The organism is Roseovarius spongiae (genome assembly GCF_003651245.1).
GTDB classification, from domain to species: Bacteria; Pseudomonadota; Alphaproteobacteria; order Rhodobacterales; family Rhodobacteraceae; genus Roseovarius; species Roseovarius spongiae.
In genome coordinates, this window is sequence record NZ_RAPE01000001.1 from 707,773 (window position 1) to 723,180 (window position 15,408).

At 66.8% G+C, this 15,408-nt stretch carries 17 protein-coding genes; 9 read left to right on the forward strand and 8 right to left on the reverse strand.

All coding sequences use genetic code 11. The annotated features are described in order from the left end of the window. Nucleotide 1 precedes the first annotated feature (1 nt). Together D6850_RS03450 and D6850_RS03455 are read right to left on the reverse strand one after the other, a co-directional pair. Entirely contained in the window at nucleotides 2–439 is a 438-nt protein-coding gene (locus D6850_RS03450; RefSeq protein ID WP_121163796.1) for a DUF1178 family protein, read from the reverse strand. Nucleotides 440–506: 67 nt separating this feature from the next. Further along, entirely contained in the window at nucleotides 507–1,007 is a 501-nt protein-coding gene (locus D6850_RS03455; RefSeq protein ID WP_166433977.1) for an NUDIX hydrolase, read from the reverse strand. A 131-nt stretch (nucleotides 1,008–1,138) separates the two neighbouring features. Between D6850_RS03455 and modA the strand changes: the two genes are divergently transcribed. From modA to modC, 3 genes are read left to right on the forward strand one after another with little or no spacing between them, the layout of a single operon-like run. Beyond that, entirely contained in the window at nucleotides 1,139–1,885 is a 747-nt protein-coding gene (gene modA, locus D6850_RS03460) for a molybdate ABC transporter substrate-binding protein (RefSeq protein WP_121163798.1), read from the forward strand. Next, nucleotides 1,885–2,571: a molybdate ABC transporter permease subunit gene (modB, locus tag D6850_RS03465; RefSeq protein ID WP_121163800.1), complete on the forward strand. Its 687-nt coding sequence runs from the start codon at nucleotides 1,885–1,887 to the stop codon at nucleotides 2,569–2,571. The genes modA and modB overlap by 1 nt, the downstream gene beginning before the upstream one ends. Further along, on the forward strand, nucleotides 2,568–3,662 hold the full coding sequence (modC, locus tag D6850_RS03470) for a molybdenum ABC transporter ATP-binding protein (protein WP_121163802.1): 1,095 nt from the start codon (nucleotides 2,568–2,570) through the stop codon (nucleotides 3,660–3,662). The genes modB and modC overlap by 4 nt, the downstream gene beginning before the upstream one ends. A gap of 151 nt (nucleotides 3,663–3,813) precedes the next feature. On the opposite strand, the gene D6850_RS03475 is transcribed toward modC, so the two are convergent. The 5 genes from D6850_RS03475 to D6850_RS03495 all read right to left on the reverse strand — a co-directional run bounded on the left by D6850_RS03475 (nucleotide 3,814) and on the right by D6850_RS03495 (nucleotide 9,329). Further along, on the reverse strand, nucleotides 3,814–4,785 hold the full coding sequence (locus tag D6850_RS03475) for an ABC transporter ATP-binding protein (RefSeq protein WP_121163804.1): 972 nt from the start codon (nucleotides 4,783–4,785) through the stop codon (nucleotides 3,814–3,816). After that, the gene (locus tag D6850_RS03480) at nucleotides 4,782–5,753 is read right to left on the reverse strand and encodes an ABC transporter ATP-binding protein (RefSeq protein WP_121163806.1); all 972 of its coding nucleotides are present in this window, start codon (nucleotides 5,751–5,753) and stop codon (nucleotides 4,782–4,784) included. The genes D6850_RS03475 and D6850_RS03480 overlap by 4 nt, the downstream gene beginning before the upstream one ends. Beyond that, nucleotides 5,753–6,661, reverse strand: coding sequence for an ABC transporter permease (locus tag D6850_RS03485; protein WP_121163808.1), 909 nt, complete (start codon nucleotides 6,659–6,661; stop codon nucleotides 5,753–5,755). The genes D6850_RS03480 and D6850_RS03485 overlap by 1 nt, the downstream gene beginning before the upstream one ends. Further along, entirely contained in the window at nucleotides 6,658–7,644 is a 987-nt protein-coding gene (locus tag D6850_RS03490; RefSeq protein ID WP_245964082.1) for an ABC transporter permease, read from the reverse strand. The genes D6850_RS03485 and D6850_RS03490 overlap by 4 nt, the downstream gene beginning before the upstream one ends. A gap of 146 nt (nucleotides 7,645–7,790) precedes the next feature. Next, nucleotides 7,791–9,329: an ABC transporter substrate-binding protein gene (locus D6850_RS03495; protein ID WP_121163810.1), complete on the reverse strand. Its 1,539-nt coding sequence runs from the start codon at nucleotides 9,327–9,329 to the stop codon at nucleotides 7,791–7,793. A 116-nt stretch (nucleotides 9,330–9,445) separates the two neighbouring features. On the opposite strand from D6850_RS03495, the gene D6850_RS03500 reads away from it, so the two are divergent. The 6 genes from D6850_RS03500 (at nucleotide 9,446) to D6850_RS03525 (ending at nucleotide 14,770) form a co-directional block, all read left to right on the forward strand. Beyond that, nucleotides 9,446–11,206: an ABC transporter permease gene (locus D6850_RS03500; protein ID WP_121163812.1), complete on the forward strand. Its 1,761-nt coding sequence runs from the start codon at nucleotides 9,446–9,448 to the stop codon at nucleotides 11,204–11,206. A 127-nt stretch (nucleotides 11,207–11,333) separates the two neighbouring features. Continuing rightward, nucleotides 11,334–11,963, forward strand: a complete 630-nt coding sequence (locus D6850_RS03505) for an ATP-dependent Clp protease proteolytic subunit (protein WP_121163814.1) — start codon at nucleotides 11,334–11,336, stop codon at nucleotides 11,961–11,963. Nucleotides 11,964–12,103: 140 nt separating this feature from the next. Further along, nucleotides 12,104–13,375, forward strand: coding sequence for an ATP-dependent Clp protease ATP-binding subunit ClpX (clpX, locus tag D6850_RS03510; protein WP_121163816.1), 1,272 nt, complete (start codon nucleotides 12,104–12,106; stop codon nucleotides 13,373–13,375). A 184-nt stretch (nucleotides 13,376–13,559) separates the two neighbouring features. Beyond that, the gene (locus D6850_RS03515) at nucleotides 13,560–13,943 is read left to right on the forward strand and encodes an NADH:ubiquinone oxidoreductase subunit NDUFA12 (protein WP_121163818.1); all 384 of its coding nucleotides are present in this window, start codon (nucleotides 13,560–13,562) and stop codon (nucleotides 13,941–13,943) included. A gap of 12 nt (nucleotides 13,944–13,955) precedes the next feature. Further along, nucleotides 13,956–14,414: an outer membrane lipid asymmetry maintenance protein MlaD gene (gene mlaD / locus D6850_RS03520; protein WP_121163820.1), complete on the forward strand. Its 459-nt coding sequence runs from the start codon at nucleotides 13,956–13,958 to the stop codon at nucleotides 14,412–14,414. Next, nucleotides 14,414–14,770 (forward strand): DUF2155 domain-containing protein, encoded by a 357-nt coding sequence (locus D6850_RS03525; protein ID WP_121165075.1) that lies wholly within the window; start codon nucleotides 14,414–14,416, stop codon nucleotides 14,768–14,770. Before mlaD ends, D6850_RS03525 begins: the two co-directional genes overlap by 1 nt. On the opposite strand, the gene aat is transcribed toward D6850_RS03525, so the two are convergent. Further along, a complete protein-coding gene (gene aat / locus D6850_RS03530; protein WP_281272552.1) occupies nucleotides 14,734–15,405 on the reverse strand; it encodes a leucyl/phenylalanyl-tRNA--protein transferase in 672 nt (223 codons plus the stop codon). The genes D6850_RS03525 and aat overlap by 37 nt on opposite strands. Nucleotides 15,406–15,408 lie beyond the last annotated feature (3 nt).

Sequence of the window (15,408 nt, forward strand, 5' to 3'; positions counted from 1 at the left end):
CCTAGTTCGATTTCCGGCCCAGCCGGAAGGGCAGGGGCGCGACCGGCACGCCGTCCTCGATCAGTTTCTTCGCATCCTCCGCGCGCGCCTCGCCGTGGATCGCGCGTTCGGGGGCCGCGCCCTCGTGGATGTCGCGCGCCTCCTGCGCGAAACTCATGCCGACATATTCCGACTCGCGCTCGACCCGCCGGCGCAGCTCGGCCAGCGCCTGCTCGGCCGGGCTTGCCGGCGCGCTGAGCGGCGCGTCCTCGCGCGCGGGCGCCGCGCCCTTTCTCCCCGCGCTCACCGCCGGGGCCATGATCGCCTTCTCCACCTGCGCGTCGCCGCAAACGGAACAGGCGATCATGCCTGCCGCGTCGAGCTTGTCGAATGCCGCCGAATCCTGGAACCAGCTCTCGAACCGGTGCCCTTCGGCGCATTTCAGGGTGAACTTGATCATTTCGGGGATCCTGCTGCCTAGGCCAGCAAGATAAGCGATTGCGCGGCGCGATCAAGCGCCTAGCGCCTCACCGGCCCAGCAGCCGGGGATGGAAGTTGGCCACGATCTGCGCCAGCTCCGGCTCGGTGACAAGGCGCGCCGCCTTCTTCCTGCGATACCAGGCCCGCTTGCGCTGCCCCGCCTCGGGATAGTCCGGGGCAAGCGATTTCACCCGCACCGGGTAGACCATCGCCACGCAGGGAATCCCGCGTTCCGGCCCGATCGCCTTGTGATAGGAAAAGAGGCCAAGACACTGATCGTAAACCTTTCCGCGCACACCGGCCTCTTCCCAGGCTTCGGTCAGCGCGCTTTCCGAGGGCGTCATACCGTCCATCGGCCAGCCCTTGGGAATGATCCAGCGCCCGCTGCCGCGCGAGGTGATGAGCAGGATCTCGGGCTTTTCGTCCCGCATCCGATAGCAGAGCGCGGCGAACTGCGTGCGCACGTCGCTCTTGCGCGCGTTCATCAGGTCAATGGGCGTCTGGGTGATCTCCAGCCCGCTCGTATCGCGTTTCTTGCCATCCTGCATCGGCGTCGCTTTTCAACCTGTTCGCCGTCAAAGCTAACGCGGCGGGACGGGAATTGCCAGTTTCGCCTGCGACCCCGGCGCGCGTCGGCCGCGCTTGTCTTCCGCGCGGCAAGGTCGCATACCTTTTGCGCATGAAACACTTGGCCTTCCTTCTCTGCCTGCTGCTTGCCGCCGCCGCGGCGGCGCCGCTCGCCGCGGGCGGGCGGGTGACGGTGTTCGCCGCCGCCTCGCTTCAGGGCGCGCTGGACGAGGTCGTCGCCGCATGGCCCGGAGAGGCCGCGATCTCCTACGGCGGCAGCGGCGCGATGGCCCGCCAGATCGCCCAGGGCGCGCCCGCCGACCTGGTCGTGTTGGCCAACGTGGACTGGATGGACTGGCTCGTCAGCGAAGGGTTGGTGACGCAGGCGTCGGTGGTGAACCTGCTGGGCAACCGGCTCGTTCTCGTCGGTCCCGCGGACAGCCCCGACCTGCAAGCGATAGACGCCGCGGCGCTGCTCGGGCGGCTGGATGGCGGGCGGTTGGCGATGGGCGAAACCCGCGGCGTCCCGGCGGGCATCTACGGGCGCGCCTGGCTTGAAGACGCGGGCCTCTGGGACGCCCTCGCGCCCCGCCTGGCCGAGACCGAGAACGTGCGCGTCGCCCTCGCGCTCGTCGCGCGCAGCGAGGCGCCGCTCGGCGTGGTCTACGCCACCGACGCGCTGGCCGAACCGGGTGTGCGCATCCTCTACGAGGCGCCCGAAGACCCGGCCATCCAGATCCTCTATCCCGCAGCACCCCTCACCACGGCGGGCAAAGAACTCTTCGCCCATCTCCGGACACCCGAGGCGGCGGCGATCTTCGCCCGCCACGGCTTCGCGCCGCCGGGCGCGGCGCCCTGATGTTCGAACCGGCGGAATGGGCGGCGCTGGCGCTATCGCTCCGCGTGTCGCTCGTCGCCGTGCTGTGCAGCCTGCCGCCCGCCATCGCCATCGCATGGCTTCTCGCGCGGTGCCGCTTCTGGGGGCACGGGCTGCTCAGCGCGCTGGTGCACCTGCCGCTGGTCCTGCCGCCTGTCGTCACCGGTTACCTCTTGCTGCTGACCTTCGGGCGCAACGGCGCGGTGGGCGCCTTCCTCGCCGAGTGGGGCGTCGTCTTCGCCTTCCGCTGGACGGGCGCGGCGCTGGCGGCGGCGATCATGGGCTTTCCGCTCATGGTGCGCGCCATCCGTCTCTCGCTCGAGGCGGTCGATCCCCGGCTCGAGGCGGCGGCCTCCACGCTCGGCGCCGGACGCATCGCCACCTTCGCGCGCGTCACGCTGCCGCTCATCGCGCCCGGCATCCTCGCCGGCGCGGTGCTGGGCTTCGCCAAGGCGATGGGCGAATTCGGCGCGACCATCACATTCGTCGCCAACATCCCCGGGCAGACGCAGACATTGCCCTCGGCGATCTACGCCTTCCTCCAGACGCCGGGCGGCGAGGACAGCGCGCTGCGCCTCACACTGCTCGCGGTCGCGGTGGCGCTGGGGGCGGTCGTCGTCTCGGAATGGCTGGCGAGGCGGGTCGCCCGCCGGGTGGGGCAGGCATGACCCTCGCCGTGACGCTCGCCCACGCCTTCGGCGATTTCACGCTCGACGTGGGGTTCAAGGCGGGTCCGGGGGTAACCGCGCTCTTCGGGCCGTCGGGCGCGGGCAAGACCTCCATCGCGAACGCGGTCGCCGGGTTGTTCACGCCGCGCGAGGGGCGGATCGAGCTGGGCGGGCGGGTGCTGCTCGACACCGCCGCAAAGGTTAATATGTCTGCACATAAAAGACGGATCGGCGTCGTTTTCCAGGACGGGCGGCTGTTTCCGCATCTCGACGTGGCGGGCAATCTCGCCTTCGGCGCGCGCTACGCGCCGCGCGGCGCACCGGGGCCCGATCGCGCCGAAATCCTCGCTCTGCTCGGCATCGAAGAGCTGCTTTCGCGGCGTCCCGGCACGCTTTCGGGCGGAGAGAAACAGCGCGTCGCGCTGGCGCGCGCGCTGCTTGCCCGGCCAGAATTTCTCGTTATGGATGAGCCCCTTGCGGCACTTGACGGCCCGCGCAAGGACGATATCCTGCCCTATCTCGAAGGGCTGCGCGACCGCGCGCGCGTGCCGATCCTCTATGTCAGTCACTCGGTCTCCGAGATCGCGCGCCTCGCGGACCGCATCGTGGTGCTGCGCGAGGGGCGCGTCCTGCGCGCCGGACCGGTGGCCGACGTGCTGAGCGACCCCGAAATGGTCCCTCTCGTCGGCGTCCGCGAAGCGGGTTCGGTTTTCGAGGCGCAGGTGCTCGGGCATGATGCCGACGGGCTGAGCCGGCTTGGCGTGAGCGGCGGGACGTTAATCCTGCCGCGGGTCGATGCCGATCCGGGAAAACACATTCGTATCAGAGTGTTGGCGCAGGATGTTCTTCTGTCACTTGAGTCGCCGAAGGGGCTTTCGTCGCGCAACATTCTGCCGGTCAGGGTGGAGGCGCTGCACCAGGGCGCGGGGCCGGGCGTGGCGGTGTCGCTGCGTCTGGGCGAGGACCGGCTGCTGGCGCGCATCACGGCGCGTGCGGCCGCGGAGCTGGGCCTGCGCCCGGGGTTGGCCTGCCACGCGATCCTCAAGGCGACGGCGGTGCCGCGCGGGGACGTGGGCGCCGCGCATGAGTGAGGATGCGCTGAAGGATCGATGATTATCCACAGATCTGACGGTCGTAATTGTCCGAATCCGATTATTGGCGAAAGCATCCTGCGCAATGGGGAAGGCGGAGTCTTCATGCCTTCGGCGAGGATATTTTCCAGCAAGAAGAAGGTTTACCGCGCTATTCCGCGAAGTGGCAGGCGGCTTCCGTGGTGCTGCCGGGGATGACGCGCAGGCGCGGGCGTTCGGCGCGGCAAATGTCCTGCGCGATCGGGCAGCGCGGCGCGAAGGGGCAGCCGGGTGGCGGGTTCACCGGGTCAGGCAGCTCGCCCGGCGTGCGCGGCGCATCGAAGGAGCCGCCGGTGAGTTTGGGAATCGCGTCGAGCAGGAGCTGCGTATAGGGGTGTTTCGGGTCGTCGAAGATCGTCTCGGTCTCGGCCAGTTCCATGATCTGCCCGAGATACATGACCGCGACGCGGGTGCCGAAATGCTCGACCACGCTGAGATCATGCGTGATGAAGAGATAGGTGAGCCCGCGTTCGGCTTGCAAGTCGGTCAGCAGGTTCAGGATCTGCGCCTGGATCGACACATCCAGCGCCGAGATGGGTTCGTCCGCTACGATGAAGGCCGGGTTGGTGACCAGCGCGCGGGCGATGGCGATGCGCTGGCGCTGGCCGCCGGAAAATTCATGCGGCAGGCGGCGCTGCCATGACTGGTCGCAGCCGGTGGCGTCGAGCACCTCCTCGACCTGGGCGCGCACTTCGCGCCCGGATTTCTCGGGCATCAGGTGACGGATCGGTTCGGCCAGTGTTTCGAACACGTTACGGCGCGGGTTGAGCGAAGCGTAGGGGTTCTGGAACACCATCTGCATGTCGGCGCGCACGGGCTTGCGCGCCGCCTCGTCCATCGTGTCGATGCGCTCGCCGCGAAAGTATATCTCGCCTTCCGAGGGGGTGAGCAGGCCCATGATCGCGCGGCCCAGGGTAGTCTTGCCGCAACCCGATTCGCCGACCACGCAGAAGGTTTCGCCCGGGCGGATCGCCACGTCGACGCCGGAAAGGGCGTGCAGCACGGGTTTTTCGCGGCTCAGGAAGTGGGTCGGCAGCGCGAAGCGCATCTCGAGGCCGCGCGTCTCGACGATGGGGTCGGTCATGCGGTGACCTCTTCTTCTGCGGTGAGGGGGTGGAAACAGGCGACACCCCCTTCGAGCGGCGGCATCTCGGCGCGGCAGATGTCCGTCGCGCGCGGGCAGCGCGGGTTATAGGGGCAGCCCGCCGGCAGCGCGGTGATCGGCGGCATGGAGCCGGGGATCTGGTAGAGCCGCTGACCGCGTTCGGCGTTCTGCGGCAGCGCCTTCAGCAGCCCGGCGGAGTAGGGGTGCTTGGGCGCGTCGATGATCTCGCGCGTGCGGCCCGTCTCGACGCATTTGCCGGCGTACATGATCATCAACCGCTGCGTCACCTCGGCCACGACGCCGAGGTCGTGGGTGATGAGTATCAACGCCACGTGGTTCTCGCGGCAGAGCCGCAGGATCAGGGCCATGATTTCGGCCTGGATGGTCACGTCCAGCGCTGTGGTGGGTTCGTCCGCGATGATGATCTCGGGGTCGGTCAGGAGCGCGATGGCGATCACCACGCGCTGGCGCAGTCCGCCCGAGAGTTCGTGCGGATAGGCGTCCATGCGGCTTTCGGCGGAGGGGATCGCGACGAGCTTCAGCTTCTCGACGCTGAGCTTGTGCGCCGCGCGGTCCGAGATGCGGCGATGCGCCTTCAGCGTCTCGATCATCTGCGTGCCGATGGTCAGTACCGGGTTGAGCGTGACCATCGGGTCCTGGAAGATCATCGAGATCCGGTTGCCCCGGATGCGGCGCACCTTGCGGTCGGGCAGGTCGAGCAGGTTCTCGCCGTCGAAGGTGATCGCGCCCGCCGAGACCCGCCCCGGTTCGGCGATGAGGTTGAGGATCGCGAAGGCGAGCATCGACTTGCCGGCGCCGGATTCGCCCACGACGCCAAGGCGCTCGCCCTTGTCGAGCGTGAGATCGACGCCCCGCAGGGCTTCGACCTCGTCGCTCTTGCCGCGCGGGAAGGCGACGCGCAGGTCGCGAACTTCGAGCAGGGCCATCAGTCTTCTCCCCGGCGCAGTTTCGGATTGAGCACGTCGCGCATCCAGTCGCCCAGCAGGTTCAGCGCGAGGATCAGCGCGATCAGCACCAGCGCCGGGTAGAAGGTGATCCAGGTGCTGCCCGAGAACACGAACTCGAACCCCGAGCGGATGAGCGAGCCGAGCGAGGGCTTGTCGGTCGGCATGCCGAGGCCGAGGAAGGAAAGCGCCGCCTCCGTCATGATCGCCTCGGCCACCTGGATGGTCGAGATGACAAGCACCGGGGTGAGCGCGTTGGGCAGGATATGGCCCCACATCACCTTGCGCGCGGGCAGGCCGATGACGCGGGCGGCGTCGACGTATTCCTTGCCCTTCTCGCCCAGCACGGATGATCGCACCGTGCGCGCGAATTTCGGCCATTCGGCTATGCCGATGATGAGGATCAGCATGAAGATGGCGTATTCGGCGTAGATGTTGGCGTCAAACGCCGCCTGGAACAGCGCCAGCGCGATGATCGCGATCATCAGCGTGGAGAGCGACATCTGGATATCGGCGAGTCGCATCAGGAAGCTGTCGATCCACCCGCCCTTGTAGCCCGCCAGCAGCCCCAGCGTGATGCCGAGCACCGCCGACACCGTGACCGCGCCGATCCCGATCACGAGGCTGATTCCGGTGCCATACATGATCGTCGAGAGCACGCCGCGGCCCTGCGCGTCTGTGCCAAGCAGGAAGCGGTCGTCGCCTCCGGGCCGCCAGCTGGGCGGCATTTCGCTGTCCATGATGTTGAGCTGCATCAGGTCGTAGGGGTTCTGCGGCGCGATAAGCGGCGCGAGGGCCGCCATCAGCACGAGGGCCAGCAGCACCACGCCCGCCCCGATCGCGACCGGATCGGCAAGAAAACGTCTGAGAACGCCGCGCCAGGTAATCATGATTTGGCTCCCGGCAGTTTCACCATCGGGTTGATCAGCGTGTAGATGAAATCAACGATGGTGTTCACCACCACGAAGATGAAGCCGACGAAGATGATATAGGCGATGATGAGCGGCGTATCGACGCGGTTCACCGCCTCGAGAAACAGGAAGCCCATGCCGGGCCACTGGAACACCGTTTCCGTCAGGATCGTGTAGGCGATCAGCGTGCCGATCATCAGACCCCCCACCGTCACCACCGGCAGAAGCGTGTTGCGGAAGGCGTGGACGTAGCGGATGCGCGGAGTGCGCAGTCCCTTGGCCTTGGCGAACCGGACATAGTCGGTGCCCATCGCCTCCATCATCTCGGCCCGGATCAGGCGGATGAAGAGCGGAAGCATGATGGACGAGAGCGATATGCAGGGCAGCACCAGGTGCAGCAGACCATCCCAGGTGAGAAACCCGGTGTCCCAGCCCCAGGGCGTCACGTAGACCTCGCCGCGCCCGAAGGCGGGCATCCAGCGCAGTTCAACCCCGAAGAGCCAGACCAGCAGGATCGCGGTCAGGAAGACCGGGACGGAAATGCCGAGGATCGACACCGACATGATGGTCTGCGTCAGCCACGAGTTGCGGTGGATCGCGCAGTAGATCCCCGCCGGGATCGACAGCGACAGGAAAATGAAGACCGACCCGAGGACCAGCTCGAACGTCGCCGGGAACTTGGACAGGATCACGTCGAGCGCGGGGCGCTTGAAGAAGTAGGACGTGCCCAGATCGCCCTGCACCGCGTTGCCGAGAAAGCGGAAATACTGCACGAAGAACGGATCGTTGAGGCCGAGCTGTTCGCGCAGCGCCTGGCGTTCGGCCTCGGACACGGACTGGCCGACGAGTTCGCGCAGCGGATCGCCGAGATGGCCCTGGATGGAAAAGCCGATCAGCGAGATCACGAACATCACGATCACCGCCTGAATGCTGCGTCGGATGAGAAAGGCGAGGATGTGCATCGGCGCGATATGTCTCTGGCGGTTGCTGGAGGCGGGCCGCGCGGGGGGCCCGATCCGTGGGCTCATAGGGCCGGCGACGGTTCCGGGTCAAGCCCGGGACGGGCAGGCGGGGGACGGGCCGGATCGCGCCGGCCCGTCCAGGTTTCTCATTTCTCGATTACGAGGTCGCCGAGATAGGGGAAGTTCATCACGTTGAGCACCGGAGCGATGTCCACGCCCTTGCGCGCGGCCCAGGCCAGGTCCTGCCAGTGAAGCGGGACAAAGGCGGCGTCGTCATAGAGAATCTTCTCGACGTTCTGCAGGTCCTGCGCGCGCTTCTCCTGGTCGGTTTCGGTCAGGGATGCGATGGTCAGCTCGTCCACCTCGGGGTTGGAGTAGCCGCCCGAGTTGTACTGCCCGCGTCCGGTGTCCGCGTCCGGCGTCATGTTGAGGAACTCGAAGAAGTTGGCCGAATCCTCGGTGTCCGAATGCCAGCCGATCATCAGCATGTCCGCGGCGCGTTCATCGAATTTGGGCCAGTATTGCGCCTTGGGCATGGTAGTCAGATCAACGGTGATGTTGATTTGGGACAGCATGGCCGCCGCCGCTTCGCAAATCTTGAAATCATTCACGTAGCGGTTGTTGGGGCACATCATCGAGACGTTGAAGCCGTTTTCATAGCCCGCTTCCTTCATCAGTTCGCGCGCCTTGGCGACGTCGAAACGCGGGGTGAGGTCGGGATTGTGCCCGACATAGCCCTTGGGCGAGTTCTGCGCCGCGACGGTGCCGAAGCCCTTCATGATCTTCTCGACGATGCCCTCGTTGTTGATGGCGTTGACGATGGCCATGCGCACCTTGGGATCGGCCAGCGCCTCGTTGCGGTTGCCGTTCATCTGCAGGGTGATGATGCGCGTGCCGCTCATGGTGACGAGTTCGGTGTTCTCGTCCGCCTTGATCCGGTCGAGATCCGTGGGCGGCACCGGGGCGATGAAGTCAACGTCGCCTGCCAGCAGGGCGGCGACGCGCGTCGGCGCCTCCTTGATCGGGGTCAGGATCGCGGTCTGCACGTTGCCGGGGCTGTCCGCGTCCCAGTAGTCGGGATTGCGCTTGAAGACGGTCTTCACGCCTTGTTCACGCGATTCGATGGTGAAGGGGCCGGTCCCCGAGATATTCGTTGAGGCGAAGCTGTCGCCGTGCTTGACGATCTCGTCGCCGCCTTCCTCGTAGAACTTCTTGTCCATCGGGAACACGTAGGTCGCGGTGTTCAGGATCAGCGGGCTTGGCCCGTCGGTCTTGACCTCGACGGTGTAGTCGTCGATCGCCTCGGCCGAGGTCCAGCCGGCGAAGATGCCCTTGAAGTCGGGCGATTCTTTCAGGCGCTCGATCGTGTAGACCACGTCTTCGGCGGTCATCTCGTTGCCCGAGTGGAACTTGACGCCTTCGCGCAGCTTGAAGCGCATGGTGGTGTCGTCGACCCGCTCCCATTCGGTGGCGAGGCGGGGATCGAAGCCGAGATCCTTGTTCCAGCGCACCAGCGGGTCAAAGACCATGTGGCTGAGCTGGAGCGTGCCGCCCGAGAGCTGCTCGTGCGGGTCGAGCGACACCGGGTCGGCGTCGTAGGCGAAGTTCAGCGTCTGCGCCGAGGCGAGCCCCGTTGCGCCGAGCATGATCGCCGTGGCGGTTGCTAGGGTGCGAAGTGTTTTCATGAAGTGTCTCCCTGGTTTGCCGGGCGCTGTCACGCGCGAATAGGCGTAATGGCCCCTGCACGGGTGAAGCGTAGACGCGATCGGCCCACGGTGTAAAGCCCGCCTTCCGTCGCGTCATGGCTCGCGAAGGCCCGCGCCGCAGGTCATTGACCACCGGAGCGGCGGCGAATACTGATCAAAATCGTCGGAATAAGGGGCACCGGAATGGGAACGCACGATTGACCGAGAAGGTGATCTACGGGCTGGCCTGGGCCGTCGCGATCCTCTGCGTCGCGCCGATCTTCGCTGCTGCTGCGGCGGCGTGGACGGGGGATCTGCAGACCTGGAAGGTCATTCTCGCCTCGGTGCTGCCGCGCTACACGGCCAACACGCTGGCGCTGGTCGTGCTGGTCGGCGGCGGCGCCGCGGTGATCGGCACGGCGACGGCGTGGCTGGTGACGGTCTATCGCTTCCCCGGCGTCCGCCTGCTCGAGGTGGCGCTGGCGTTGCCGCTGGCCTTTCCGGCCTACGTGCTGGCCTATGCCTACACCTCGCTTCTGGATCATCCCGGCCCGGTGCAGACGATGCTGCGCGAGGTGACGGGATGGGGCCCGCGCGACTACTGGTTTCCAGAGATACGCAGCCTGGGCGGCGCTGCGCTGATGCTGGTGATCGTGCTCTATCCTTACGTCTACCTGCTGGCGCGGGCGTCGTTCCGCCAGCAAAGCTCGAACGCCTTTCTCGTGGCGCGCACGCTCGGGAACAGCCCCGGCGCGGCGTTCTGGCGCGTGGCGTTGCCGATGGCGCGCCCCGCGATCGTCGGCGGCACGCTGCTGGTCATCATGGAGACCATCGCCGATTTCGGCACCGTCGCCTTCTTCAACGTGCAGACCTTCGCGACCGGCATCTACCAGGCGTGGTTCTCACTCGGGGATCGGGCGGCGGCGGCGCAACTCTCGCTCTGCCTGCTGAGCTTCGCGCTCCTGCTGGCGGGGCTCGAGCGTGCGCAGCGGGGCCGCGCCCGCCGGGCGGGACGCGGCGGAGCGCGATTCGAGGCGCTGGCCAAGCCGCGTCTGACGGGCCTGCGCGGCTGGGGCGCGACCGCGCTCTGCCTCGTGCCGGTGCTGCTGGGCTTTGTCATCCCGGTGATCATGCTGGGGCACATGGCGTGGGGATCGGGGCAGAGCCTGCTTGATCCGCGCTATCTCGGCTTCATACGCAATTCGGTGGTGCTGGCGGGCGTGGCGGCGGGGCTGACGGTGCTGGGCGCGATCCTGATCGGGTTTCGCGCGCGCACCCGGCCCGGGCGCACCTCGCGGCTGCTGCTTGTCGGGGCCGGGCTCGGCTACGCGGTGCCCGGCGGGGTCATCGCGGTGGGGCTGATGGTGCCGTTGGCCGCGCTCGACAACTACATCGACGCGGTGATGGAGGCGCGATTCGGGATCAGCACCGGGCTGCTGATCACCGGCTCGATCTGGCTGATGGTGATGGCCTACATGGTGCGTTTCATCGCCGCCGCGCTCAACGCCTACGACAGCGGCATGGCGACGGTGCCGATGCATTACGACGCCATCGCGCGCAGCCTGGGGCAGGGGGCGCCGAAACTGCTCTGGCGGGTGCATCTGCCGGTCGCGCGGACGAGCGTGCTGACCGCGCTGCTGATCGTCTTCGTCGACGTGATGAAGGAACTGCCGGCGACGCTGATCCTGCATCCGTTCAACTTCCAGACGCTGGCGGTGCAGGCCTATCGGCTGGCCGCGGACGAGCGCCTGGCCGAAGCGGCCGTGCCCTCGCTGGCGCTGGTGGCGTTCGGGCTGGTCCCGGTGGCGCTGCTCTGCCGCACCATCGGGCGCGAGACGGCCGAGCCCGACCGCATCGCCGCGCCGGCGCCGGGGTGAGGCGTGCGCGACGCGGCGGCGCCCCACAAAACCCGCGCATCCTCTTGCAGCCCCTTGGGCGCGCCACTAAGACTCCCTTAGGATCTGATCCGGTAAGGATCGGACGCGAAACAGCAGGCAGGCGGATATGACAGACCCGATGGAAACCTACATGAACACCCTCGTACCGATGGTGGTCGAACAGACCAGCCGGGGCGAACGGGCCTACGACATCTTCTCGCGCCTGTTGAAGGAGCGGATCGTCTTTCTCAACGGTCCGGTGCATGACGGCATGTCGAGCCTGATCGTCGCGCAGCTCCTGCATCTCGAGGCCGAGAACCCGAGCAAGGAAATCAGCATGTATATCAACAGCCCGGGGGGCGTCGTCACCTCGGGCCTGTCGATCTACGACACGATGCAGTATATCCGCCCGGACGTTTCCACGCTGGTGATCGGGCAGGCGGCCTCGATGGGCTCGCTCCTGCTGACGGCGGGCGCGCCAGGCATGCGGTTCTCGCTTCCCAACTCGCGCATCATGGTGCACCAGCCTTCGGGCGGCTACCAGGGGCAGGCGACCGACATCATGATCCACGCCGAGGAGACGCTGAAGCTCAAGAAGCGGCTCAACGAGATCTACGTGCGCCACACCGGCCAGACGCTCAAGAAGGTCGAGGAAGCGCTTGAACGGGACAACTTCATGTCCCCCGAGGAGGCCAAGGCATGGGGGCTTATCGACGAAATCGTCGAGAACCGCGCCAAGCCCGAGGATGACGACTAGGGCGGCGGACCTCCGGCCACGGGCGGGCGGCGCATTTTGCGATTGTGGCCGTCCGATGGCTGTCCTAAGTTGAACGATACAGATCGCCCTTTCGCCGGTATCGGCCGGCGAGGGGCGGCGCAGCGCCCGAAAGGTAGATCATGTCGAATAGTTCAGGCAGCGACAGCAAGAACACGCTCTATTGCAGCTTCTGCGGCAAGAGCCAGCACGAGGTGCGCAAGCTGATCGCCGGCCCGACGGTGTTCATCTGCGACGAATGCGTCGAACTCTGCATGGACATCATCCGCGAGGAGACCCGCAGCGCCGGGCTCAAGTCCGGCGAGGGCGTTCCCGCCCCGCGCGAAATTTGCGACGTGCTTGACGATTACGTGATCGGGCAGGCCATGGCCAAGCGGGTGCTGAGCGTCGCGGTGCACAACCACTACAAGCGGCTCGAACATTCCGGCAAGACCGGGGAAATCGAGTTGCAGAAATCCAACATCCTGCTGATCGGCCCGACCGGCTGCGGCAAGACGCTGCTGGCGCAGACGCTGGCGCGCATCCTCGACGTGCCGTTCACGATGGCCGACGCCACCACGCTGACCGAGGCGGGCTATGTGGGCGAGGATGTGGAGAACATCATCCTGAAGCTGCTTCAGGCCTCCGAATACAACGTCGAACGCGCGCAGCGCGGCATCGTCTATATCGACGAGGTCGACAAGATCACGCGCAAGTCCGAGAACCCCTCGATCACCCGCGACGTCAGCGGCGAAGGGGTGCAGCAGGCGCTGCTGAAGCTGATGGAGGGCACGGTCGCCGCCGTGCCGCCGCAGGGCGGACGAAAGCATCCGCAGCAGGAATTCCTGCAAGTGGACACCACCAACATCCTGTTCATCTGCGGCGGGGCCTTCGCCGGTCTGGATAAGATCATTTCGGCGCGCGGCAAGGGCAGCGCGATGGGCTTTGGCGCCGATGTGCGCGACAAGGACGACCGCGGCATCGGCGAGGTGTTCAAGGACCTCGAGCCCGAGGATTTGCTGAAATTCGGCCTGATCCCGGAATTCGTCGGTCGCCTTCCGGTGATCGCCACGCTCGAGGATCTGGACGAGGACGCGCTGGTCACGATCCTGACCCAGCCCAAGAACGCGCTGATCAAGCAATACCAGCGCCTGTTCGAACTGGAGGACGCGCAGCTTACCTTCACCGACGACGCGCTGACCGCGATCGCCAGGCGCGCAATCCAGCGCAAGACCGGCGCGCGGGGCCTGCGCTCGATCCTCGAGGATATCCTGCTCGACACCATGTTCGAACTGCCGAGCATGGAGAACGTCGAGGAGGTCGTGGTGAACGAGGAAGCCGCGACATCGGACGCCGCGCCGCTGACGATCTACGCCGACGCGGCGAAGAAGAAAGAGGGCGCATCGGCGGGCTGAACCGGCGCCGCGCCGTCCCCGCCGCCGGCGTGCGCGGCGCGGTCGGGACGCCTTCGGCGAGGATATTTGGCGCAAGAAGAAGCCAGGGCGCGGCCATGCCGGTCGCGCCTTTTTCCGTTTCCGGCGCACTGGACCTTTGCCCGCCGATGCGCCATATCTTGGGCAACGCATCCCGGAGGTCTCGATGGGCATTCTCAACACTCTCTTGCGCGCCGCAACCTGGTGGCATGGCAGCACGCTCAACACGCAGCTCTGGACCTGGCGCAAGGGCGTCAAGGTGGGCGAGGACGCGCAGGGGAATGTCTTTTACCGCACCAAGGACGACAAGCGGCGTTGGGTCATGTTCAACGGCGAGGCCGAGGCGAGCCGGATCAGCCCGGAATGGCACGGCTGGTTGCATGGCACCTTCAAGGAAGCGCCGAGCGACCGGCCCCTGCCGCGCAAGCAATGGGAAAAGCCGCATCTCGAGAACCTGACCGGGACCGCGATGGCCTATGCGCCCGCCGGGTCGATCCGCCGCTCCGTGCCCGCGCCGCGCAGCGACTACGAGGCATGGCAGCCCGAATAGGCAACAGGGAAAATGTCCGAGAACAAGACCGAGATCATCGTCGGCGGCATCGTACTGGCCGTCGCTGTCGGATTCCTTGCCTATGCGGGCCGGGTGACCGGATTTTCCGCGGCGCAGGACGAATACACCCTTTCGGCGAGCTTCCGAGCCGCGGACGGGGTGTCGGTCGGCACCGATGTGCGGCTCGCCGGGGTCAAGGTGGGCCGTGTCACGGCGATGGAACTCGACCCCGCAACCTATCGCGCGGCGGCCACCTTTACCGTGCGCGACGGGATCGAAGTGCCCGACGACAGCGCGGCGGCGATTTCCTCCGAAGGTCTGCTGGGTGGCAACTACGTTGAGATCCTGCCGGGCGGCTCGCCCTTCTATTTCGCGCCGGGCGACCGGATCGAGTTTACCCAAGGCTCGGTCAGCCTCGTGTCGCTCTTGATGAAATTCGTCGCGGGCGAACCCGAGGAAACTCCGGAATGATGCGGGTCATGGCACTGGCCGCCCTGACGATGGCGGCGCCGGCCGCCGCGCAGCAGGAGGTCAGCATCGGTACGGGCGCGGTCCTGCGCGGGCTGGAAAAGGTGTCCGGCGACGCCACGGACATGCAACTGCCCAATGGCGGGCAGGCGCGTTTCGGGCGACTGACAATCACGCTGGCGCAATGCCGCTACCCGGTCGGCGATCCGGCGGCGGACGCCTTCGCCTTTCTGACCATCCGCGAGGAAGGGCGCGACGCACCTGTCTTCCAGGGGTGGATGATCGCCTCTTCTCCGGCCCTGAGCGCGCTGGATCATCCGCGCTATGACGTCTGGGTCATGCGCTGCACCACCGACTGAGGGTCGTCGCAGAGCGGCAAGGCCGTGATCTCCGCCTCCTTGTTCAACGCCGCCGCCAGCCGCATGCGATAGTCGGCGCGCGTGATCTCGATCGCGCCGAGGCTGGCGAGATGGGCGGTGATGAATTGCGCATCGAACAAAACGAATCCGCAGCGTCGCAGATGATCGACGAGATGCGCCAGCGCCAGCTTGGAGCCGTCTCGCACCCGCGAGAACATGCTTTCCCCGAAGAAGGCCGCGCCGAGCGTCACGCCATAGACCCCGCCCGCAAGCGCGCCGTCCTCTGTGCGGACTTCGAGCGAATGGGCATGGCCGAGCCGGTGCAGCGCGATGTATTGCGCGCGGATTTCCGCGCTGATCCATGTGTCGGGCCGGTCGGCGCAGGCGTCCAGAACGCCGGTGAAATCCGTGTCGAGGCTGACGCGATAGCCAGCGCGCCGCATCCGTCGCGCCAGCGAGCGCGAAGCATGGAACCCTTCGAGGGGGATGATCCCGCGGCGGCGCGGGTCGACCCAGAAAACCTCGGGGTCGTCGCGGTGTTCGGCCATCGGGAAAACGCCGGCGGCGTAGGCGCTCAGCAGGAGTTGCGGCGACAGGGCGAATTCCTCCTCCGACTCCACGTCTGCCCCGCTCACCGC